General features: G+C 74.7%; 17 protein-coding genes. 11 read left to right on the forward strand and 6 right to left on the reverse strand.

Annotated elements, in window-relative coordinates; all coding sequences use genetic code 11:
- Positions 1 to 2: 2 nt before the first annotated feature.
- From AB0C87_RS37060 to AB0C87_RS37075, 4 genes are all read left to right on the forward strand, one after another.
- Positions 3 to 443 carry a TadE family protein gene (locus AB0C87_RS37060; RefSeq protein WP_345176809.1) on the forward strand — a complete coding sequence of 147 codons (441 nt, stop codon included), beginning with the start codon at positions 3 to 5 and terminating at the stop codon, positions 441 to 443.
- Positions 440 to 898 (forward strand): TadE family protein, encoded by a 459-nt coding sequence (locus tag AB0C87_RS37065; RefSeq protein WP_360581540.1) that lies wholly within the window; start codon positions 440 to 442, stop codon positions 896 to 898. Before AB0C87_RS37060 ends, AB0C87_RS37065 begins: the two co-directional genes overlap by 4 nt.
- On the forward strand, positions 895 to 1380 hold the full coding sequence (locus tag AB0C87_RS37070; protein WP_353833704.1) for a pilus assembly protein TadG-related protein: 486 nt from the start codon (positions 895 to 897) through the stop codon (positions 1378 to 1380). Before AB0C87_RS37065 ends, AB0C87_RS37070 begins: the two co-directional genes overlap by 4 nt.
- 64 nt (positions 1381 to 1444) lie before the next feature.
- Positions 1445 to 4486, forward strand: coding sequence for a BTAD domain-containing putative transcriptional regulator (locus tag AB0C87_RS37075; RefSeq protein ID WP_360581541.1), 3042 nt, complete (start codon positions 1445 to 1447; stop codon positions 4484 to 4486).
- A gap of 9 nt (positions 4487 to 4495) precedes the next feature.
- On the opposite strand, the gene AB0C87_RS37080 is transcribed toward AB0C87_RS37075, so the two are convergent.
- Positions 4496 to 5710, reverse strand: a complete 1215-nt coding sequence (locus AB0C87_RS37080) for a YncE family protein (RefSeq protein ID WP_360581542.1) — start codon at positions 5708 to 5710, stop codon at positions 4496 to 4498.
- A gap of 213 nt (positions 5711 to 5923) precedes the next feature.
- Here AB0C87_RS37080 and AB0C87_RS37085 point away from each other — a divergent pair, with 213 nt between their 5' ends.
- On the forward strand, positions 5924 to 6586 hold the full coding sequence (locus AB0C87_RS37085) for a pyridoxamine 5'-phosphate oxidase family protein (RefSeq protein ID WP_360581543.1): 663 nt from the start codon (positions 5924 to 5926) through the stop codon (positions 6584 to 6586).
- Positions 6587 to 6604: 18 nt separating this feature from the next.
- On the opposite strand, the gene AB0C87_RS37090 is transcribed toward AB0C87_RS37085, so the two are convergent.
- The 3 genes from AB0C87_RS37090 to AB0C87_RS37100 all read right to left on the reverse strand — a co-directional run bounded on the left by AB0C87_RS37090 (position 6605) and on the right by AB0C87_RS37100 (position 9619).
- Positions 6605 to 7663, reverse strand: coding sequence for an NYN domain-containing protein (locus tag AB0C87_RS37090; protein WP_345176822.1), 1059 nt, complete (start codon positions 7661 to 7663; stop codon positions 6605 to 6607).
- A 90-nt stretch (positions 7664 to 7753) separates the two neighbouring features.
- The gene (locus tag AB0C87_RS37095; protein WP_360581544.1) at positions 7754 to 7996 is read right to left on the reverse strand and encodes an acyl-CoA carboxylase subunit epsilon; all 243 of its coding nucleotides are present in this window, start codon (positions 7994 to 7996) and stop codon (positions 7754 to 7756) included.
- 30 nt (positions 7997 to 8026) lie between these two features.
- Positions 8027 to 9619, reverse strand: a complete 1593-nt coding sequence (locus AB0C87_RS37100) for an acyl-CoA carboxylase subunit beta (RefSeq protein WP_345187295.1) — start codon at positions 9617 to 9619, stop codon at positions 8027 to 8029.
- A gap of 165 nt (positions 9620 to 9784) precedes the next feature.
- Between AB0C87_RS37100 and AB0C87_RS37105 the strand changes: the two genes are divergently transcribed.
- The 4 genes from AB0C87_RS37105 (at position 9785) to AB0C87_RS37120 (ending at position 15153) form a co-directional block, all read left to right on the forward strand.
- Entirely contained in the window at positions 9785 to 12373 is a 2589-nt protein-coding gene (locus tag AB0C87_RS37105) for a phosphoenolpyruvate carboxylase (RefSeq protein ID WP_360581549.1), read from the forward strand.
- A gap of 430 nt (positions 12374 to 12803) precedes the next feature.
- Positions 12804 to 13139 (forward strand): YciI family protein, encoded by a 336-nt coding sequence (locus AB0C87_RS37110; protein WP_353835796.1) that lies wholly within the window; start codon positions 12804 to 12806, stop codon positions 13137 to 13139.
- Positions 13136 to 14347, forward strand: a complete 1212-nt coding sequence (locus AB0C87_RS37115; RefSeq protein ID WP_360581545.1) for a sigma-70 family RNA polymerase sigma factor — start codon at positions 13136 to 13138, stop codon at positions 14345 to 14347. The genes AB0C87_RS37110 and AB0C87_RS37115 overlap by 4 nt, the downstream gene beginning before the upstream one ends.
- A gap of 80 nt (positions 14348 to 14427) precedes the next feature.
- Positions 14428 to 15153, forward strand: a complete 726-nt coding sequence (locus AB0C87_RS37120; protein WP_353835114.1) for a DUF899 family protein — start codon at positions 14428 to 14430, stop codon at positions 15151 to 15153.
- Positions 15154 to 15202: 49 nt separating this feature from the next.
- On the opposite strand, the gene AB0C87_RS37125 is transcribed toward AB0C87_RS37120, so the two are convergent.
- Complete coding sequence (locus AB0C87_RS37125; RefSeq protein ID WP_360581546.1) at positions 15203 to 15991, reverse strand: enoyl-CoA hydratase-related protein; 789 nt, start codon at positions 15989 to 15991, stop codon at positions 15203 to 15205.
- 80 nt (positions 15992 to 16071) lie between these two features.
- Here AB0C87_RS37125 and AB0C87_RS37130 point away from each other — a divergent pair, with 80 nt between their 5' ends.
- On the forward strand, positions 16072 to 16950 hold the full coding sequence (locus tag AB0C87_RS37130; RefSeq protein ID WP_345187288.1) for a biotin--[acetyl-CoA-carboxylase] ligase: 879 nt from the start codon (positions 16072 to 16074) through the stop codon (positions 16948 to 16950).
- 123 nt (positions 16951 to 17073) lie between these two features.
- Complete coding sequence (locus AB0C87_RS37135) at positions 17074 to 18081, forward strand: adenylate/guanylate cyclase domain-containing protein (RefSeq protein ID WP_353835112.1); 1008 nt, start codon at positions 17074 to 17076, stop codon at positions 18079 to 18081.
- Positions 18082 to 18084: 3 nt separating this feature from the next.
- Here the strand turns inward: AB0C87_RS37135 and bfr are convergent, their stop codons facing one another.
- Entirely contained in the window at positions 18085 to 18582 is a 498-nt protein-coding gene (gene bfr / locus AB0C87_RS37140; protein ID WP_345187283.1) for a bacterioferritin, read from the reverse strand.
- Between the last annotated feature and the right edge of the window lie 30 nt (positions 18583 to 18612).

Genomic DNA, 18612 nt, shown 5'->3' on the forward strand with positions numbered 1-18612 from the left:
CCGTGCGGCCCAGGGAACCCGGCGCCTCCTCCGACGCGGGCGCCTCGTCGATGGAGTGGGCGCTGCTCACCCCGGTCCTCATCATGATGATGCTCGCCGCGGTGCAGTTCGCCATGGTCTTCCACGCCCGGCACGTCGCCCTCGCGGCGGCGCAGTCGGGCGCCCGCGTCGCGCGCACCTCCCCGGTCGGCGGCGGCTGGGAGGGCGCGGCGACCGCGAAGGCGTCCTCCAGCGTGCGCGAGATCGGGCCGAACCTGCTCGGCGGGCTCCAGGTCCGGGCGGGGGAGGAGAACGACGAGCGCTGGGTCGAGGTCAGCGGCGAGGCCGTCCAGGTCGTCCCGTTCATGAGGTTCCACGTGTCGCAGCGCTCGCAGGGCCCGATCGAGTGCTTCCGTCCCGACGTCGGTTCCGGGACGGCGTGCCAGCGGGGAGCGGGCGGATGAGGGCCCGCCTGCCGCGCCTCGTCGCCGACGGCGGGTCCATGTCGCTGGAGATGGTCCTCGTCACGCCCATCTTCGTCGCGTTCCTGCTGTTCCTCGCGGGCGCGGGGCGCATGGTGGACGCCAAGAGCCAGGTGGACGGCGCGGCCCGCGACGCCGCCCGCGCCGCGTCCATCGCGCGCAGCGCGGGAGACGCGGAGGGCCTCGCCTCCGACACCGCGTCCGCCGGGCTGCGCGGCACCTCCTGGTGCTCCGGCGGCCCCACCGTGGAGACCGACGTGTCCAGCTGGGGGCCGGGCGGCAGCGTCGACGTGACCATCACCTGCGACGTCGACCTCGGCGACCTGGCGTTCATCGGGCTGCCCGGCAGCAAGCGGCTCCAGGGGCACGCGATCGCGCCCGTCGACACCTACACCTTCCGCGGGACGGACGACGAGCCGCCGGAGGACACGCCATGACGGGACCGCGCAAGGCGCCGGGACGGCGGGGCCGGCCGGAGGCACGGGCCGTCGGCGACGGCCGCGACCGGGGCACGATCGCGATGTACACGGTGCTGTTCACCCCGGTCGTCATCCTGCTGGCCGGGCTGCTCGTGGACGGCGGCCTCGCCATCCACGCCCGGCAGCGCGCGGCGGACATGGCCGAGCAGGCCGCCCGCGCCGGCGCGAACCAGATCGACCCCGACGCCCTGCGGCAGACCGGCAAGCCCGTCCTCGACCCCGGCAAGGCCCGCGCGGCGGCGTGCGACCTGCTGGCCTCCTACAGCGACCAGGTGACCGGGTCGCGGTGCGACGCCGACGAGCAGGAGGTCGCCGTCAGCGTGCGGATCAGCGTGCGGCCCCAGCTGCTCGGGATCATTCCGGGCTTCGGCGAGTTCCAGATGACCTCCAGCGCGACCGCCCGCCCCGTCACGGGCGGACCGGGAGGAACGAACCCGTGAGCATCGGCGAGAACAGATCTACCATGAGGACGACGTCCAGGGACCGGAGAACGGCAGGGGCGCGATGGTGACGCGGCAGGAGCGCAGGACACCCGTCCGGGTGCGGAGGCAGCGCAGCGCGGGCGATGTGCTGGCGGGGATCGGGGCGCTCGTCCTGCTCGCCGCGCTGATGGCCGGCGTCCCGTTCGCGCTGTTGACGATCTTCGGTTCGCCGCTGCCGGACCACGTGCCGTCCGCGTCCGACCTCACGCACCGGGTGGGCCCCGGCTCGCTCATCGCGATCCTCGTGGTGCTGGTGTGGCTCGCCTGGATCCAGCTCGCGGCGTGCGTGGTCGTCGAGGTGTACGCGGGGATCCGCGGCGTCGGCGTCCCCGCGCGGGTGCCGCTCGCGGGCGGGACGCAGTCGCTCGTGCACCGGCTCGTCGTGGCGGCGCTGCTGCTGTTCACCGCCACCACTTCGATCATGCCGGCGCTCTCCGGCGGGCTGGCCCAGCGTCCGCCCGCCGTGCAGATGCAGCCGCAGGCGGCGGAGTTCCACCAGATCCCCGAGGCGCCGGAGCGGCCCGCCGCCGCCCCGGCCGCCGAGAACCTCGCCGCGAGCCCGGCCGAGAAGGCCGCCACCACCAAGATCTACCGGGTGCGTCCGCCCGAGGGCCGGCACCACGAGTCCCTGTGGGAGATCGCCGAGAAGTGCCTCGGCGAGGGCCGCCGCTACAACGAGATCTACTCCCTCAACAAGGGCCACATCCAGCCGGACGGGACGCGGCTGACGATCGCGAGCCTGATCCGTCCCGGCTGGATCCTGGAGATGCCCGCGGACGCCAAGCACGCGCAGGTCATCCCCACCAAGGACCTCCAGGACTACTTCCGGCACGGGCACGCCGTCCCCGACGCCCCCGCCAGGCCGAACCCGGCCCCGCCCGCGGCGCCGAAGCCCACCCCGCCGGCGCAGCAGACGCCGCCGCAGCAGCAGACGCCGCCCACGCATCAGGCGCCACCGACCCATCAGGCGCCGCCCACGCACGAGCCGCCCACACACGAAGCCAAGCCGACGCAGCCGCCCGCGTCCCAGGCCCCGCCGGTCGTCCCGCGGCCGTCGGCCTCGCCGACCCCGGCGCCGCAGCACACCGAGCCGAAGGCGCCCGCGCCGGAGAAGTCAGGGCCGGACAGGACGGAGACCGCGCAGCCGCCCGCGCACGACGGCGGGACGGAGAGGCCCTCGGCCGAGACCGGCGACAGGTTCGACGTGAGCTGGCCGCACGGACTCGCCGCGGCGTCGCTGCTCGCCGCCGGGCTGCTCGGCGCGCTCGGCCGGCGGCGCCGCACCCAGATGTGGCACCGCGCGTTCGGGCACATGATCGGCCGGCCGGAGGGGGCGGCCGTCGAGGCGGAGCGGGCCCTGCGGATCGGCGCCGACGACGACGCGGCGCGGCTGCTCGACCTCGGGCTTCGGCACATGTCCAAGTCGATGGCGGCGGGCGGGCGCGCCCTGCCGACCATCTACGGCGTGCACCTCGGGCGCGGCAGCCTCGACCTGTGGATCGCGCCCGCCGACCGGAACCCGCCCGCGCCCTGGCAGGCGTTCGACGACGGGCAGGTGTGGCGGCTGGGCGCCGACGCGCTGCCGGGCCTGGAGGCCTCCGACCTCGCCGACGTCCTCGCCCCCTACCCCGGCCTGGTCTCGATCGGCACGAACGACAACGGCCGCATCCTCGTCGACCTGGAGGCCGCGCACGGGCTGATCGCGCTGCGCGGGCCCGAGGAGACCCGCCGCGCCGTGCTGTCGGCGGTCGCGCTGGAGCTGGCCACCAACCGCTGGTCCGACCACATGCGGATCACGCTCGTCGGGTTCGACGCCGAGCTCGGCGAGGGCCTGGCGGAGATCGCCCCCGACCGGGTCCGGTCCGTCCCGACGCTGGAGGACGCGCTGCCCGAGCTGGAGGGCCGCAGCGAGGAGGTGCGGCAGGCGCTGGCCGCGTCCGGCGTCGACTCGGTGCTCACCGGGCGCTGCCGCGGCGTGTTCGGCGAGGCGTGGATGCCGCACTACCTGATCATGGCCGACCAGCCCCCCGAGCGGGACGCCGACCGGCTCGTCGCGCTGGCCCGCACCGGCACCCGGATGGCCGCCGGCTACCTCGTGCCCGGCGACGTGCAGGGCGCCACCTGGACGTGGGACGTCGACGCCGCCGGGCGCCTGACGGCCGGCGTGCTCGGCTTCGACGTCGAGGCGCAGCTCGTCGGCGACGACGACTACCGCGGCGTGTTCGAGCTGTTCCGCACGGCCGCGCGGCTGGAGCCGGTGGAGCTGCCCGGCCTCGCCGGAGGCGAGGAGCCGCCGACCGCGCAGGAGTCGTCGGTGGAGGTCCGGCTGCTCGGCCCGATCGAGGTCGATGCGCCGGGGCCGATGGACGAGTCCCGCCGCGAGCTGTGCACGGAGCTGCTGGTGTACCTCGCGGCACACCCGGAGGGCGTCCATCCGACGGTGCTGTCGGGCGCGGTCTGGCCGCGCGGCGTCTCCGCCGGGGTCCGCGACGCGTGCGTGGCCCGCGTGTCGGACTGGCTCGGCCGCGACGCCCGAGGCCGCCCCAACCTGTACTACGACGACCGGGGCCGGATCCGGCTCGGCTCCGAGGTGCGCGTCGACCTGAACGTGTTCCGGTGGCTGGTGTGGCGGTCGGCGGCCGAGCCGGCGTCCGAGACCGCCTACATGGCGTACGCGCTGGACCTCGTCCGCGGCCCGCTCCTCGCCGACCGGCCGCGCGGCCGGTACGCCTGGCTCGCCGACCACGACCTGGAGTTCGAGGCGCCCGCGCGGGTCATCGACGTCGCGCACCGCCTCGTCGTGCTGCGGCTGGAGGAGGGCGACCCGCGCGGCGCGGTGGGCGCGGCCCGCGCCGGGCTGCGGCTCGCCCCCGAGGACGAGGGCCTGTGGCGCGACCTGCTCCGCGCCACCCACGCGACCGGCGACGTCGCGCAGGTCCAGGTGGCCGTGGACGAGCTGCGCGGCCGCGTCGTCCGGGACCCGCTGTTCGACGGGCTCCAGCCCGAGACCGAGGCGCTCGTCGAGGAGCTGCTCCCCGACTGGCACCATGTCGGTTCGCGCTAGCCGGCCCCGCTAGCGGTACAGGCCGGTGCCGCCCAGCGAGTAGCGGCCGGGCTGCGGATGCACGCACATCCCCGCCGGGCGCCCGCCGACCCGGACGGACCGGACGACGTGCCCGGTCCGGGTCGAGACGGCGTAGACGAGCCCGGCGGGGTCGGCGAGCCACAGGGCCGTCCCGTCCGGGGACACCCCGCCCGGCGCGGGCGAGCCGCCGCCGGGCAGCGGCCAGCGCGCCGCGACCCGCCGCGTTCCGAACTCGACGGCGGTGACGGCGCCGCCGCCGACGACGAAGAGCCGGCGCGCGTCCCTGCTGATCGCCAGGCCCCGGGCGCCGGCTCCCGTCCGGACGAACCCCAGCGGGGTGAACCGCCGGGCGTCCACCAGCCACACCCCGCCCTGCCGGGCGTCGGCGACGTAGAAGGCGGACCCGTCGGGGGACAGGCGCAGGTCGCCGGGCCGCGCTCCGCCGGGCAGCCGCAGCGTGCCGGAGACGGCGCGGCTCGCCAGGTCGACGCGGGCGAGCACGCCGGCGGCGGCGCACGTGGCCACCAGGGACGCGCCGTCGGGGGTGAAGTCGGCGTGGCCGGCCGCGCACGGCAGGGGCGCCGTCCCCCGCGCCGCCATCGTGCGCGGGTCGCGCACGTCGATCCGGTCCGGGCGGCGTGCCAGGACGAGCGCGTCGCGGCCGTCGGGGGAGAAGTAGAGCCCGGTCGGCGCGGTGACCCCGACCGGGCGGCCCAGTCTCCCGCTGCGCGGACCGAGCGGGACGAGCAGGCCGTTCGCGCGGTCGGTGGCCCACAGCCGCCGCAGATCCCACGACGGCGCCACCCGCGACACCGGCGCCCCGGTGGGGAACCGGCCGACGAGCCTGAGCCCGGCGGGGTCGAGGACGTCGACGTACGGGCCGTTCGGCACGTACAGCCGCGCCGGGAGCCCGCGGGCCGCCGGGGCGAGCATCCCGGGGCCGGTGGCGGCGTAGACGCGGCCGCCCGCCGGCGTGACGGGCACCCCGCCGGGCGGCCCGGACTCGGACGCGCGCGGCGCGCCGCCCGGGCGCGCCGGCAGGTAGGGCGCCGGTCCGCCGAGCCCGACGACCGGGTCGTCCGGGGAGCCCTCCCCGGGCCGGTAGAAGGGGACGGGCGACTCGCACCCGGCCAGGCCGGTCAGCGCGAGGGCCGCGGCGAGCGGCAGCGCGGCGGCCCGTGATCGTCCCTTGTGAGGTTGCATGCGCGGTCTCCCCCAATCACGGCGGGGACCTTACCTAGGGACGACGTTCTGCATCCGGCTAATTGCCAAACGTGTTCACTGCGGAGACGGTATCGGGTGCCGGCCGGTCCGCGGGGTGCGCGGTTCACCGCCACGAACGGCGCAAAGCCCGCCGGCCCCTCTAAAAAACACTTACGTCTGTTAGATTCGGTCCCGTTCTGAGGGGAGCGATCGATGACCCTGGCGCACTGGCCCGACACCGTCGACGACATCATCGGCGGCGACCAGGCCGTCATCCTCGCCACCGTCACCCCGGCCCGCGGGGTGGTGCTCACCCCGGTCACCAACTTCGGCGCACGTGACCGCGACGGCGGAACCGTCACGGTGAACAGTTCGGTCGGAGGCTGGAAGAAGCTCCAGCGCATCAAGCGCGAGCCCAAGGTCGCCCTGGCCTTCCACACGCGCGACCACGGCTACAGCGACCGGCCTGAATACGTGCTGGTCCAGGGCGCCGCATCGCTCTCGGCCCCGCTCGGCGACTACCCGGAGACGCTGGGCGCCGACTCCGGCGCCGACGGCTTCCCCATGGTGATCCCCGTCTCCGTCACCGGCGACGACCAGGACGGCATACTGCTCGACCCGCCTCCCGGGATCCTCCCCGGCGGCGGGCGCCGCGCCGGCCTGACCGCCCACTCCTTCACCAAGTACGTCCAGGGGCAGCACCAGCGCGTCCACACCGGCTGGCTGGAGAACGGCCCCGAGGTGCGCTACGCCCCGCACACGGAACTCGCCTACCGGACACCGCCGTCCAGACTCGTCTACCGGCTCGGAGTGGGCGCCGCCATGCGCGTCGCCCACCGACGCGCGCGCCGCGCAGGCCACGACATCCTCCGCTGAGGCGCCGCGGCCGGTCCGTCAGTCGGACTTGCCGATGCCTATGCCGAACTCGCGGTAGACGCGCTCCCAGAAGCCGTCCCGCAGCCAGGTGCGGGCCTCCTGGTAGGGGCGCAGCGAGCCGCCGAGCTCCTTCTCCGCCTCGATCAGCAGCTCCTTGTCGATGACGGGCGGCAGGATCGGGCCGGGCAGCAGGTCGCGGATGTTGTCCCGGCCGCGCTCGAAGATCCACTTCTGGGCGACGTGCTCGCCGATCTCCAGCATGTGGTCGCGGTCGGGGCCGAGCTTGCCGTCGGACGGCGCGGCCGTGGCGGAGTTCAGCGACGCGGCCACCGTGGCGGGGGTGGCGGCGCCCGGCACCGGGACGGCCGCGCGGGCCGCCGCGGGCGTCGGCTTGACCGCCGGGGGACGTCCCGCGAACACCTGCGACGGCGACGGGACGGGGCTGGTGCGCTGCGCGGCGGCCGCGGCGTCGCGGACCGCGGCGGCGGAGCCGGGCGCGGGCACCGGCAGCACCTTGGCCTTGGTGAAGTACGGGCGCAGGAACTCGGCGGGCAGCACCTCGACCGTGTCGGACTCCCACACCAGCCACTCGGCCTGGTTGGAGCCGTGCGTCGGCTCCACGCCCCACAGGTGCACGCGGACGCCGTAGCGCTGCGCGGCCTCCACGGCGGGCAGCATGTCCTCGTCGCCGGCCAGCAGCACCGCGTCGGTGATCGCGCGGTGCCGGGCCAGGGCCTCCAGGTCGGCGCGCAGCTGGGCGTCCACGCCCTTCTGCTGCCCCTGCGCGTTCAGGTTGCCCAGGCGCAGCTTCACCAGCGGCAGGTTGGCGATCACCCGCTGGTCGACGGTCGGCTGGCGCCTCGGCGCGGCGTCGAACCAGTACACCCGCAGCAGCTCGCCGCGCCGCTGCTCGTCGGCGTGGTCGGTGAGCGCCTTGATCAACTTCTCCGCGGCGACCCGGTACTCGCGCCGGGAACCGCAACCGAGCAGGAGGGCCCCGGAGGCCGCGTAGAGGTACCCCGCGTCGACGAAGATCGCGTATCGCGCGGGCTGAGGGACGTACTCCGAGGTGGCCATGGCCTTCCACCTTATTCGTGCGGAGCGCCCTGCCGGGTGCGAACCACGCTTAGATGTCGCGGGGCCGCCCGGCGCGGCCGGCGCCGGGCGTCAGCGCGGCAGACCGCTCGCCCTCCACGCGCCCGGCCCCCGCGGCCGCGGCCCGCCCGCGAGAGAGGCGCGGACGAGCCGGGAGCGGTCGGCCCAGCGCGACGGGGCGGGCCGGGCCGCGCCGTCGCCGGACGCGGCGGCCGCCCGGGCGCGGGCGGTCAGCACGGCGACGAGCGCCGCGACCTCCTCCGGACCCGGGTCGCCGCGGACGACCCGGAGGAACGGCTTGCTGTCGGCGGTCACAAGATCTCCAACATTCCCGGCGTGTCCCCGCTAGAGCGGGATGTTCCCATGCTTCTTGGGCGGCAGGGTCTTGCGCTTCTCGCGCAGCGCCCGCAGCGCCCGCACGACCTGCCCGCGCGTCTCGGACGGCTTGATCACGTTGTCGATGTAGCCGCGGTCCGCCGCGATGTAGGGATTGGCGAGCGCGTCCTCGTACTCGGTGATCAGCTCGGCGCGGCGGGCGTCGGGGTCGTCCGCGGCGGCCAGCTCGCGCCGGTACAGGATGTTGACCGCGCCCTGCGCGCCCATCACGGCGATCTGCGCGGTCGGCCAGGCCAGGTTGATGTCGGCGCCGAGGTGCTTGGACCCCATGACGTCGTAGGCGCCGCCGTAGGCCTTGCGGGTGATGATCGTGACGAGCGGGACGGTGGCCTCGGCGTAGGCGTACAGGAGCTTCGCGCCGCGCCGGATGATCCCGTTCCACTCCTGGTCGGTGCCGGGCAGGAAGCCGGGGACGTCCACGAACGTCAGCACCGGGATGTTGAAGGCGTCGCACGTCCGGACGAACCGGGCGGCCTTCTCGGAGGCGTCGATGTCGAGCGTCCCGGCGAACTGCATCGGCTGGTTGGCGACGACGCCGACCGAGTGGCCCTCGACCCGGCCGAAGCCGACGATGATGTTGGGCGCGTACAGCGCCTGGACCTCCAGGAACTCGCCGTCGTCCAGCACGTGCTCGATGGCGGTGTGCATGTCGTACGGCTGGTTCGGGGAGTCGGGGATGAGGGAGTCGAGCTCCTCGTCCACCTCGGAGGGGTCGACGGGCACGTCGAACGCGGGCGCGTCCGAGAGGTTGTTCGACGGCAGGTACGACAGCAGCGCCTTGACGTACTCGATCGCGTCGTCCTCGTCCGACCCCTGGTAGTGGGCGACCCCGGAGCGCGAGTTGTGCGAGTGGGCGCCGCCGAGCTCCTCCATGGTCACCTCCTCGCCGGTGACCGTCTTGATGACGTCCGGCCCGGTGATGAACATGTGGGACGTCTGGTCCACCATGACGATGAAGTCGGTGATCGCGGGGGAGTACACGGCCCCGCCCGCGCACGGCCCCATGACCAGCGAGATCTGCGGGATGACGCCGGAGGCGTGCACGTTCCGCTTGAAGATCTCCGCGTACAGGCCGAGCGCGACCACGCCCTCCTGGATCCGCGCGCCGCCCGAGTCGTTGATGCCGATCACCGGGCAGCCGGTCGTGACCGCGTGGTCCATGACCTTGCAGATCTTCTCGCCGAAGACCTCGCCGAGGGAGCCGCCGGAGACGGTGAAGTCCTGGCTGAAGACCGCGACGGGACGTCCGTCGACCGTGCCGTACCCGGTGACGACGCCGTCGCCGTAGGGGCGGTTCTTCTCCATCCCGAAGTTGGTGGAGCGGTGCCGCGCCATCTCGTCGAACTCGACGAACGAGCCGGGGTCCAGGAGCGCGTCGATCCGCTCCCGGGCCGTCATCTTGCCCTTGGCGTGCTGCTTCTCCACGGCGCGCGCCGAGCCGGCGTGCACCGCCTCGTAGCGGCGCCGTTCCAGATCCGCGATCTTTCCCGCCGTGGTGTGGATGTCGTAGTCCACCGGGGGTTCAGGGGCTTCCATCGCCATGCGCGCCAGGGTAACCGCCCGCTGATGCGGCGCTCGCGGCCGGGGCCCGCTGACCGGGACGGACGCGGGCCCGCGGGAGGCGCGGGCCGGTGGGGAAGCGCCTCGCGGCCTCTCGTTACCCTTGGTCGGGTGGCTACGAAGACGCGAGACATCCTCCGGCAGGACATGCCCGAACCGCTGCGCCGCGACGTGCGGCTGCTCGGCGCCATGCTCGGCGACTCCCTCGTGGAGTACGGCGGGCCGGGACTTCTGGAGGACGTCGAGCGGCTCCGCCACGCGGTGATCGCCGCCCGCCGCGGCGAGACGGGCGGGGACGACGTCGCCGCGATCGTCGACGGCTGGTCGCTGGAGCGCGCCCGGCAGGTCGCCCGCGCGTTCACCGTGTACTTCCACCTGACGAACCTGGCCGAGGAGCACCACCGCATCCGGACGCTGCGGGAGCGCGACACCGGCGGCGCCGTCTCCGGGTCCGTGGCCGCCGCGGTCGAGGAGATCCGCGCCGCGGGCGACGGCCGGCTCGACGCCGTCGTCGAGGGCCTGGAGTTCCGGCCGGTGTTCACCGCGCACCCCACCGAGGCCCGCCGCCGCGCGGTCGTCACCGCCATCCAGCGGATCAGCGACCTGCTGGCCCGGCTGAACGGCGACCCCGGCGCGAGCGAGCGCGAGGAGACCGAGCGCAGCCTCCGCGAGGAGATCGACCTGCTGTGGCGGACCGCGCTGCGCCGGATCTCCCAGATGGACCCGCTGGACGAGGTCCGCACCGCGATGGCCGCGTTCGACGAGACGATCTTCCGGGTCGTCCCGCACGTCTACCGGTCCCTGGACCGCGCCCTGGACGGCGAGGGCTCCGGCGCCCGGCCGCCGAAGGCCCGCCCCTACCTGCGGTTCGGCAGCTGGATCGGCGGCGACCGCGACGGCAACCCCTACGTCACCGCGCAGGTCACCCGGGACGCGGTCATGATCCAGGCGGACCACGTCCTGCGCGCCCTGGAGGCGGCGTGCGCCCGGATCGGCCGGGAGCTGACCGTCCACGAGTCGACGACCCCGGCGTCCGGCGACCTGCTGAACGCCCTCGCCGCCGCCCGGACGGCCCACCCGCGGCTGCTCGGCGAGACGGCCAAGCGGTCGCCCGGGGAGCCGCACCGCCAGTTCCTCCTGCACGCCGCCGCCCGCATCTCCGCGACCCGCGAGCGCGACGCCGACCTCGCCTACGCCTCCCCGGAGGAGCTGCTCGCCGACCTGCGCGCCGTCCAGGACTCCCTCGCCGCCGCGGGCGCCCCCCGGCAGGCGTACGGGCGCGTCCAGCAGCTCATCTGGCAGGTCGAGACGTTCGGCTTCCACCTCGCCGAGCTGGAGATCCGCCAGCACTCCGAGCTGCACGAGAAGGCCCTCGCGCAGGTGCGCTCCGGAGGCCCGCGCTCGGAGATGACCGAGGAGATCCTGGAGACGCTCCGGGTCATCGCCTGGATCCAGCAGCGGTTCGGCGTCCGCGCCTGCCACCGCTACATCGTCTCCTTCACCCGCTCCGCCGAGGACATCGCCAACGTGCACGCCCTCGCCGAGACCCTCGGCGAGGGCGCCCCCGTCCTGGACGTGATCCCGCTGTTCGAGACCGGCGAGGACCTGGAGCGCGCGCCGTCCGTCCTCGACGGGATGCTGGAGATCCCGGCCGTGCGGCGCCGCCTGGAGGACACCGGCCGCCGCCTGGAGGTCATGCTCGGCTACTCCGACTCGGCCAAGCAGCTCGGCCCGACCAGCGCCACCCTGCGGCTCTACGACACGCAGGAGGCCCTCGCCGCGTGGGCGGCCCGGGCCGGCGTGACGCTCACGCTGTTCCACGGCCGCGGCGGCTCCCTGGGCCGCGGCGGCGGACCCGCGAACCGCGCGATCCTGGCGCAGGCGCCGGGCTCGGTCGGGGGCCGCTTCAAGGTCACCGAGCAGGGCGAGGTCATCTTCGCCCGGTACGGCCACGCCGAGATCGCCAAGCGGCACGTCGAGCAGGTCACCAGCGCCGTCCTGCTCGCCTCGACCGACGCCGTCCAGGACCGCGCCCGCGAGGCGGCCGCCCGCTTCCGCCCCCTCGCCGACAAGATCAGCGAGGCGGCCAGGGCCGCCTTCTGGTCCCTCATCGAGACCGAGGACTTCGCCCTCTGGTTCGCCCGGGTCAGCCCCCTGGAGGAGATCGCCGAGCTGCGCATCGGCTCCCGCCCGGCCCGCCGCAAGGCCGCCCGCGGCCTGGAGGACCTGCGCGCCATCCCCTGGGTGTTCGCCTGGACGCAGACCCGCGTCAACCTCCCCGGCTGGTACGGCCTCGGCAGCGGCCTCGCCGCCGTCTCCGACGACGGCCGCGACCTCGCCGAGCTCCGCGAGGCTTACGAGGCGTGGCCGCTGTTCAACACCCTCCTCGACAACGCCGAGATGAGCCTCGCCAAGTCCGACCGGGCGATCGCCGAGCGCTACCTGGCCCTCGGCGAGCGCCCCGAGCTCTCCGAGACCGTCCTGACCGAGTACGACCGCACCCGCCGCCTTGTCCTGGCGGTCACCGGCCACGACCGCCTCCTGGAGAACCGCAGGGTCCTGTCCCGCGCGGTCGAGCTCCGCAACCCCTACGTGGACGCGCTCTCCCACCTCCAGCTGCGGGCCCTGAAGGCGCTGCGCGCGGGCGTGGAGGACGACGCGGAGCGCGCCCACCTGGAGGACCTGCTCCTGCTGTCGGTCAACGGCGTCGCCGCCGGCCTCCAGAACACGGGCTGACGCCGTGCTGGCCCAGGGGGGCGACCCCCTGGAACCCCCGTCGCGACGCAGGCGATCCTCACGCCGCCGTTGCGGTTCGCTGTGCCTGTGACGGCCGGTGTGGCGTCGCTGCGGTCGCCTGCGTCGGCGGGCATGCGCGTTGCGCTCGCTGCACTCGCTCCACGCGCCTGCCCGCGCCCCGGGCTGAGCCACAAGCCCAAGAGGGTGCGAACCATGCAGGTCCAACGCTCTCGGAGTGGGCCTGAGCCGGGGCGCGGGTCGGGTGGCCGGAAGGCGTTCTGGCGCCTGGAGGTCGCACGACCCGCCGAGCCGGGCGACCGCAGCGACACCGGCGAACCCGCACGGACACAACACACCCGCACTGTGGCGTGAGGATCGTCCGGCTCGTGACGGGGTTCCAGGGGGTCGCCCCCCTGGGCAGAATCAGTGCATGAGGTACGCGCTGCTGATCTGCGACGACGAGTCGGTCTCGCCGAGCAACGAGGAGCTGGCGGCCGATCCGGGGCACCAGGCCTGGCACGCGGATCTGGACCGGCGCGGCGCCAGGATCCTCGGCGCGCGGCTGCGGCCGGTGGCGGACGCCACCACGGTTCGGGTCCGCGACGGGGAGACCCTGGTCGCCGACGGGCCGTTCGCCGAGACCAAGGACTTCGTCGGCGGCCTGCTGATCATCGAGTGCGCGGACCTGGACGAGGCGATCGAGATCGCCGCCGGCCACCCCTACGCGCGCTGGGGCCGCGTCGAGATCCGCCCCCTCTGGGAATGACCGCGCCCGGCGACCGCGTGCGGGCGGCCGTCGACGCGGCGTACCGGGACGAGTGGGGCCAGGTCGTCGCCACCCTGATCGCGGCCACCGGCGACTGGGACCTGGCCGAGGACTGCGCGCAGGACGCCTTCGCCGCCGCGCTGGCGAGCTGGCCCCGCGACGGCGTCCCGCGCCGCCCGGGCGCCTGGCTCACCACGGCGGCCCGCAACCGCGCGCGCGACCGGCTGCGCCGCGACGCGGCCGGCGCGGCCAAGCTGCGCCTGCTCGCGGCCGGCGGCGCCGGTGAGCCCGCGGAGGAGGACGTCCCCGACGAGCGGCTCAGGCTGATCTTCACCTGCTGCCACCCGGCGCTGCCGTTCCCGGCCCGGGTCGCGCTCACCCTGCGCACGCTGGCGGGGCTGAGCACCGCCGAGATCGCCAGGGCGTTCCTGACCGCCGAACCCGCGATGGCGCAGCGCCTGGTCCGCGCGAAGCGCAAGATCCGGGAGGCGGGCGTCCCGTACCGGGTCCCGGCGGCCGCGGATCTCCCGCGGCGCCTCGCCGCCGTCCTCGCGGTGCTCTACCTGATCTACAACGAGGGCTACGGCGGGGAGGAGCGGCAGGGGCTGACGGCCGAGGCCGTCCACCTGGCGCGCGTGCTCGTCCGGCTGATGCCGGCCGAACCCGAGCCGCGGGGGCTGCTCGCGCTGATGCTGCTGCACGAGGCCCGCCGCCCCACGCGCACGGACGGCGGCGTCCTGGTCACCCTGGAGGGCCAGGACAGGTCCCGATGGGACAGGGCGCTCATCGCCGAAGGCGTGGAGACGCTCGACCGGGCGGTCGCGATGCGGCGCTCCGGCCCCTACCAGGTGCAGGCCGCCATCGCCGCCTGCCACGCCACGGCGCCCGACGCGGCGGCCACCGACTGGCCGCAGATCGCGGCACTGTACGGCGAGCTGGCCCGGCTGGCGCCGTCCCCGGTCGTGGACCTCAACCGCGCCGTGGCGGTCGCGATGGCGGACGGCGTCGCGGCCGGCCTCGCCCTCGTCGACGAGCTCGCGGCGTCCGGGAGGCTCGCCGGGTACCACCTCCTGCCCGCGACCCGCGCCGACCTGCTCCGTCGCGACGGCCGCGCCGCCGAGGCCAGAGCGGCGTACGAGGAGGCGCTGGCGCTCGCGCCCACCGAGCCCGAGCGCCGCTATCTGGCGCGCCGCCTCCGCGAACTCTGAGGAATTCTTCGCCGCGGGTGTCGATCCCGGCGGGCGCCCTTCGTCGGTGGGGCGACGGTCCACCGAGAGGAAGGGAAGCCATGAACCCCACGACGCCGATGCCCGAGGTGGTCGACCGGGCCGCCTGGCAGGCCGAGCTGGACGCCCTGCGGGAGAGGGAGAAGGCCCACACCCGCGCGGGCGACGCGATCGCGGCGGCGCGGCGGCGGCTGCCGATGGTGGAGGTGGACGCCTCCGCGCCCCTGACCGGCCCGGACGGCCCCGTGACGCTGCTGGACGCCTTCGAGGGCCGCCGCCAGCTGATCGCGTACTACATGATGTGGTCCGCCGGCCGGCCCGCCGCCGAGCAGTGCGACGGCTGCACGTACTTCAACGGCCAGGTCAGGGAGCTCTCCAACCTGCACGCCGCGGGCATCACCTACGCCACCCTCTGCCAGGGCCCCTACGAGGAGAGCGTGCGGTACCGCGACTTCATGGGCTGGGAGATGCCCTGGTACTCCGCCCAGGACTCCGCCGAAACCCTGCTCACCGGCCGCCGGGCCGGCATGTTCCACCTGGTCTTCTACCTGCGGGACGGCGACCGCGTCTTCGAGACCTACTGGACGAACGGCCGCGGCGTCGAGGCCATGGACATCGCCTACTCGCTCATGGACATGTCCGTCTACGGGCGCCAGGAGGCGTGGGAGGACTCGCCTGAAGGCTGGCCGCGCGAGGGGTCGGTCGACGGCGGCTTCTTCCGCGCCGACGGCCGCCCGATGGCCCAGTGGCCCCGCCTGAAGGCAGGCCACTCCGACACCCTCACCTAGAAGCCGAGCCCCCGCCACGGGCAGGGGGTTCCAGGGGTCGCCCCCTAGGTCAAGTCGGCCAGACCGGCTTGCGCTTCTCGTTGAAGGCGGCGATGCCCTCGCGGCGGTCGGCGGAGAAGGCGACGGTGCGCCAGGCGTTCTCTTCGAGGTCGAGGGCGGCTTCCAGGGCGGCGCCGCCGCCCTGGCGCATCGCGCGCTTGGCGGCGCGGACGGCGGTGGGGGAGTTGCCGGCGATGACCTCGGCGATGCCGAGGGCCTCCTCGCGGGCGGTGCCCGCGGGGACCCGGCGGTCGGCGAGGCCGTAGGCGAGGGCCTCCTCGATGCCGAGGCGGCGGCCCGTGAAGACCAGGTCGGCGGCCTTGCCGGGGCCGAGGCGGCGCAGCGCGAGCTGGGTTCCGCCGCCGCCGGGCACGAGGCCGACGCCCACCTCGGGGAGGCCGAACACGGCCGACTCGTCCGCGACGACGATGTCGGCGGACAGCGCGAACTCGCAGCCGCCGCCGAGGGCGTAGCCGTGCACGGCCGCGACCACCGGCTGCGGGAGGTTCAGGACGCCGCCGAACGCGGCGCGGAAGACGGGGCGCTGCGCGAGGATCTCCTCGTCGCTCATCGCGTTGCGCTCCTTGAGGTCGGCGCCCACGCAGAACGCCTTCTCCCCGGCGGCGCTGAGGACCACCGCGCGGACCGACGCGTCCGCCGCGACCTCGGCGCACACGCCCGCGAGGCGCCGGGCCATCGCGGTCGACAGGGCGTTGAGGGCCTCGGGGCGGTCCAGCACGATCTCCGCGACGTGCCCGTCGCGCCGCAGCGTCACACCATCCAGCGTCGCACCATCCATGGGGGCACCCTAACGAGCGCGGCCGCCGCGGCCGGACGCCGGTCCCAAGATCGACTTCGGGATGAGGTTGGATTGGTCGTGTGAGCGACTCGCGTTATGGGGATCTCGGCCGGCCGCCGCTGCACGAGGCGGCGCTGCGGCGCGCGCTCGTGCGGGAGGGCGGGCTGTGGCGGGACGTCCGCGTGGTGGAGGAGACCGGGTCCACCAACGCCGACCTCGCGGAGCGGGCGCGGGAGGGCGCGCCGGAGGGGACCGTGCTGGTCACCGAGCTGCAGACGGCGGGCCGGGGGCGGCTCGGGCGGACCTGGACGGCGCCGCCGCGGTCGGGCCTGACGTTCTCGATGCTGCTGCGTCCCCGCGTCCCGGTGGCGCGGTTCGGGTGGGCGTCGCTGCTGACCGGCGTGGCGGTCGCCACCGCCCTCCGCCGGATGACCGCTTGGTCGCAGGCGGGGGAGGGGTTCCTCGGCGACGGCGGCGAGGGCGGTGAGGACGGCGACACCGCGGTGGACGTGCGCCTCAAGTGGCCGAACGACGTGCTGGTCGGGGACCGCAAGCTCGCCGGGATCCTCGCCGAGATGGTCGACGGCGGGCTCGTGGTCGGGGTGGGGCTGAACGTGGGCCTGCGCGAGGAGGAGCTGCCGGTGCCGACCGCGACGTCCCTCGCGATCGAGGGCGCGCCGCTCAGCGACCGGGCGCCGCTGCTGCGCGCGATCCTGCGCGAGTTCGGCACCTGGTACCAGGAGTGGACGGCGCTCGGCGGCGATCCGGAGAGCAGCGGGCTGCGCACCGCGTACCGGGACCTGTGCGCGACCCTCGGCCGCGAGGTGCGGGTGGAGATGCCCGGCGGCGAGCGGCTGACCGGGACGGCGCGGGACGTGGACGAGGAGGGCCGCCTCGTGGTGGCCGGACCGGCCGGCGACACGGCGGTCAGTGCGGGCGATGTGGTGCACGTCCGGTGAACGGGACGAGGCGATCCGGCATCCGTCCGTTGACGTTGATGCTGATCTGCGACGATATGTGCGGGTACCGATTCACGACGCCGCCGCCACGGCCCACGGCGGCCGCGGACTGAGGGGCGGATGATGGCGGCCGGATTGCCGGATCCGAAGGAGATCGAAGAGCTCCTGCTGGGCGGCGAGCTGCGGTACAACCGCGTCGAGGCGGTCCGGCTGTCCGGCGTGTCGCGGGACTTCGCCGGACGGATCTGGCGGGCGTTCGGCTACCCGTCGATGCCGGACGAGACGATCGCCTACACCGAGGGCGACGTGGCGGCGCTGGACCGGCTCCGCCGGCTCGTCGACGACGGGATCCTGGACGAGGACGGCGTGATCCGGCTGGTCAGGGCGTTCGGCCAGACCATGACGCGGCTCGCCGAGTGGCAGGTCAACCTGCTGCGCAGCATGCTGACGCAGGACCTGACCGAGACGCCGTCCGCGGAGGCGGTGGACACGGTGGTGGACATCGCCGAGAAGCACATCGGCGACTTCGAGCCGCTGGTCCTGCACGCCTGGCGGCGGCAGCTCGCGGCCGCGGGGACGCGGGCGCTGGCCGCGGCGGCGAGCCGGGAGAACGGCGATTCGGCGGGCCGGCCGATGACCACGGTCGGGTTCGCGGACATGGTCTCCTTCACCCAGGTCAGCCGGGAGCTGGAGGAGATCGAGCTCGCCCGCGTCGTGGAGTGGTTCGAGGAGACCGCCGCGGACATCATCGCCTCCTGCGGCGGCCGGCTGGTCAAGACGCTCGGCGACGAGGTGCTGTTCAGCGCGGCGACGCCGGAGATCGGCGCGGAGATCGCGCTGACGGTGGCGGCGGCGATCCAGGACGAGACCGAGGTCCCGGACGTGCGGGTCGGCGTCGCCCACGGGCCCGTCCTGCCGCTGATGGGCGACGTGTTCGGCACGACCGTGAACCTCGCGGCCCGGCTCACCTCGCTCGCCCGGCCGGGCGCGGTGGTGATCGACGCGGAGCTGGCGGCGTGCCTGGAGAAGGCGCCGGGCTACGAGGTCACGCGGATCGTCAAGCGCCCGGTCCGCGGTCTCGGCATCATCCAGCCGTACGTGCTGCGCAGGAGCGGCGGGCGGGCGACGTAGGGCTCAGACGGGGCTCGGGCCGCCCTCGCCGGGCGGTTCGGTGAGGCGCTGCAGGTAGTTCTGCTCGCCGAGGGCCTGAACGAGGCTCAGCTCGGTCTCCAGGTAGTCGATGTGCTCCTCCTCGTCGGCGAGGATGTCCTCGAAGATCCGTGCGGAGGTGACGTCGCCGCGCGAGCGCATCAGCTCGATGCCGGGCCGCAGCCGGGCCACGGCCTCCATCTCGATCTCCAGGTCCGCCTTGAGCTGCTCGACGATCGTCTGCCCGATGCGCAGGGTGCCGAGCTTCTGGTAGTTCGGCAGGCCCTCCAGGAACAGGATCCGGTCGGTGAGCCGCTCCGCGTGCCGCATCTCGTCGAAGGACTCGTCGCGGGTGTGCTTGGCGATGCGGGTGAAGCCCCAGTTCTCCTGCATCTTGGAGTGCAGGAAGTACTGGTTGATCGCCGTGAGCTCGGCGGTGAGCTGCTCGTTCAGCAGAGCGATGATGTCGTTGTCGCCTTCCATGGCCCCATGCTTCCATGCCGGGCCGGATCC

Source organism: Actinomadura sp. NPDC048021, from assembly GCF_040653135.1.
GTDB classification, from domain to species: domain Bacteria; phylum Actinomycetota; class Actinomycetes; order Streptosporangiales; family Streptosporangiaceae; genus Spirillospora; species Spirillospora verrucosospora.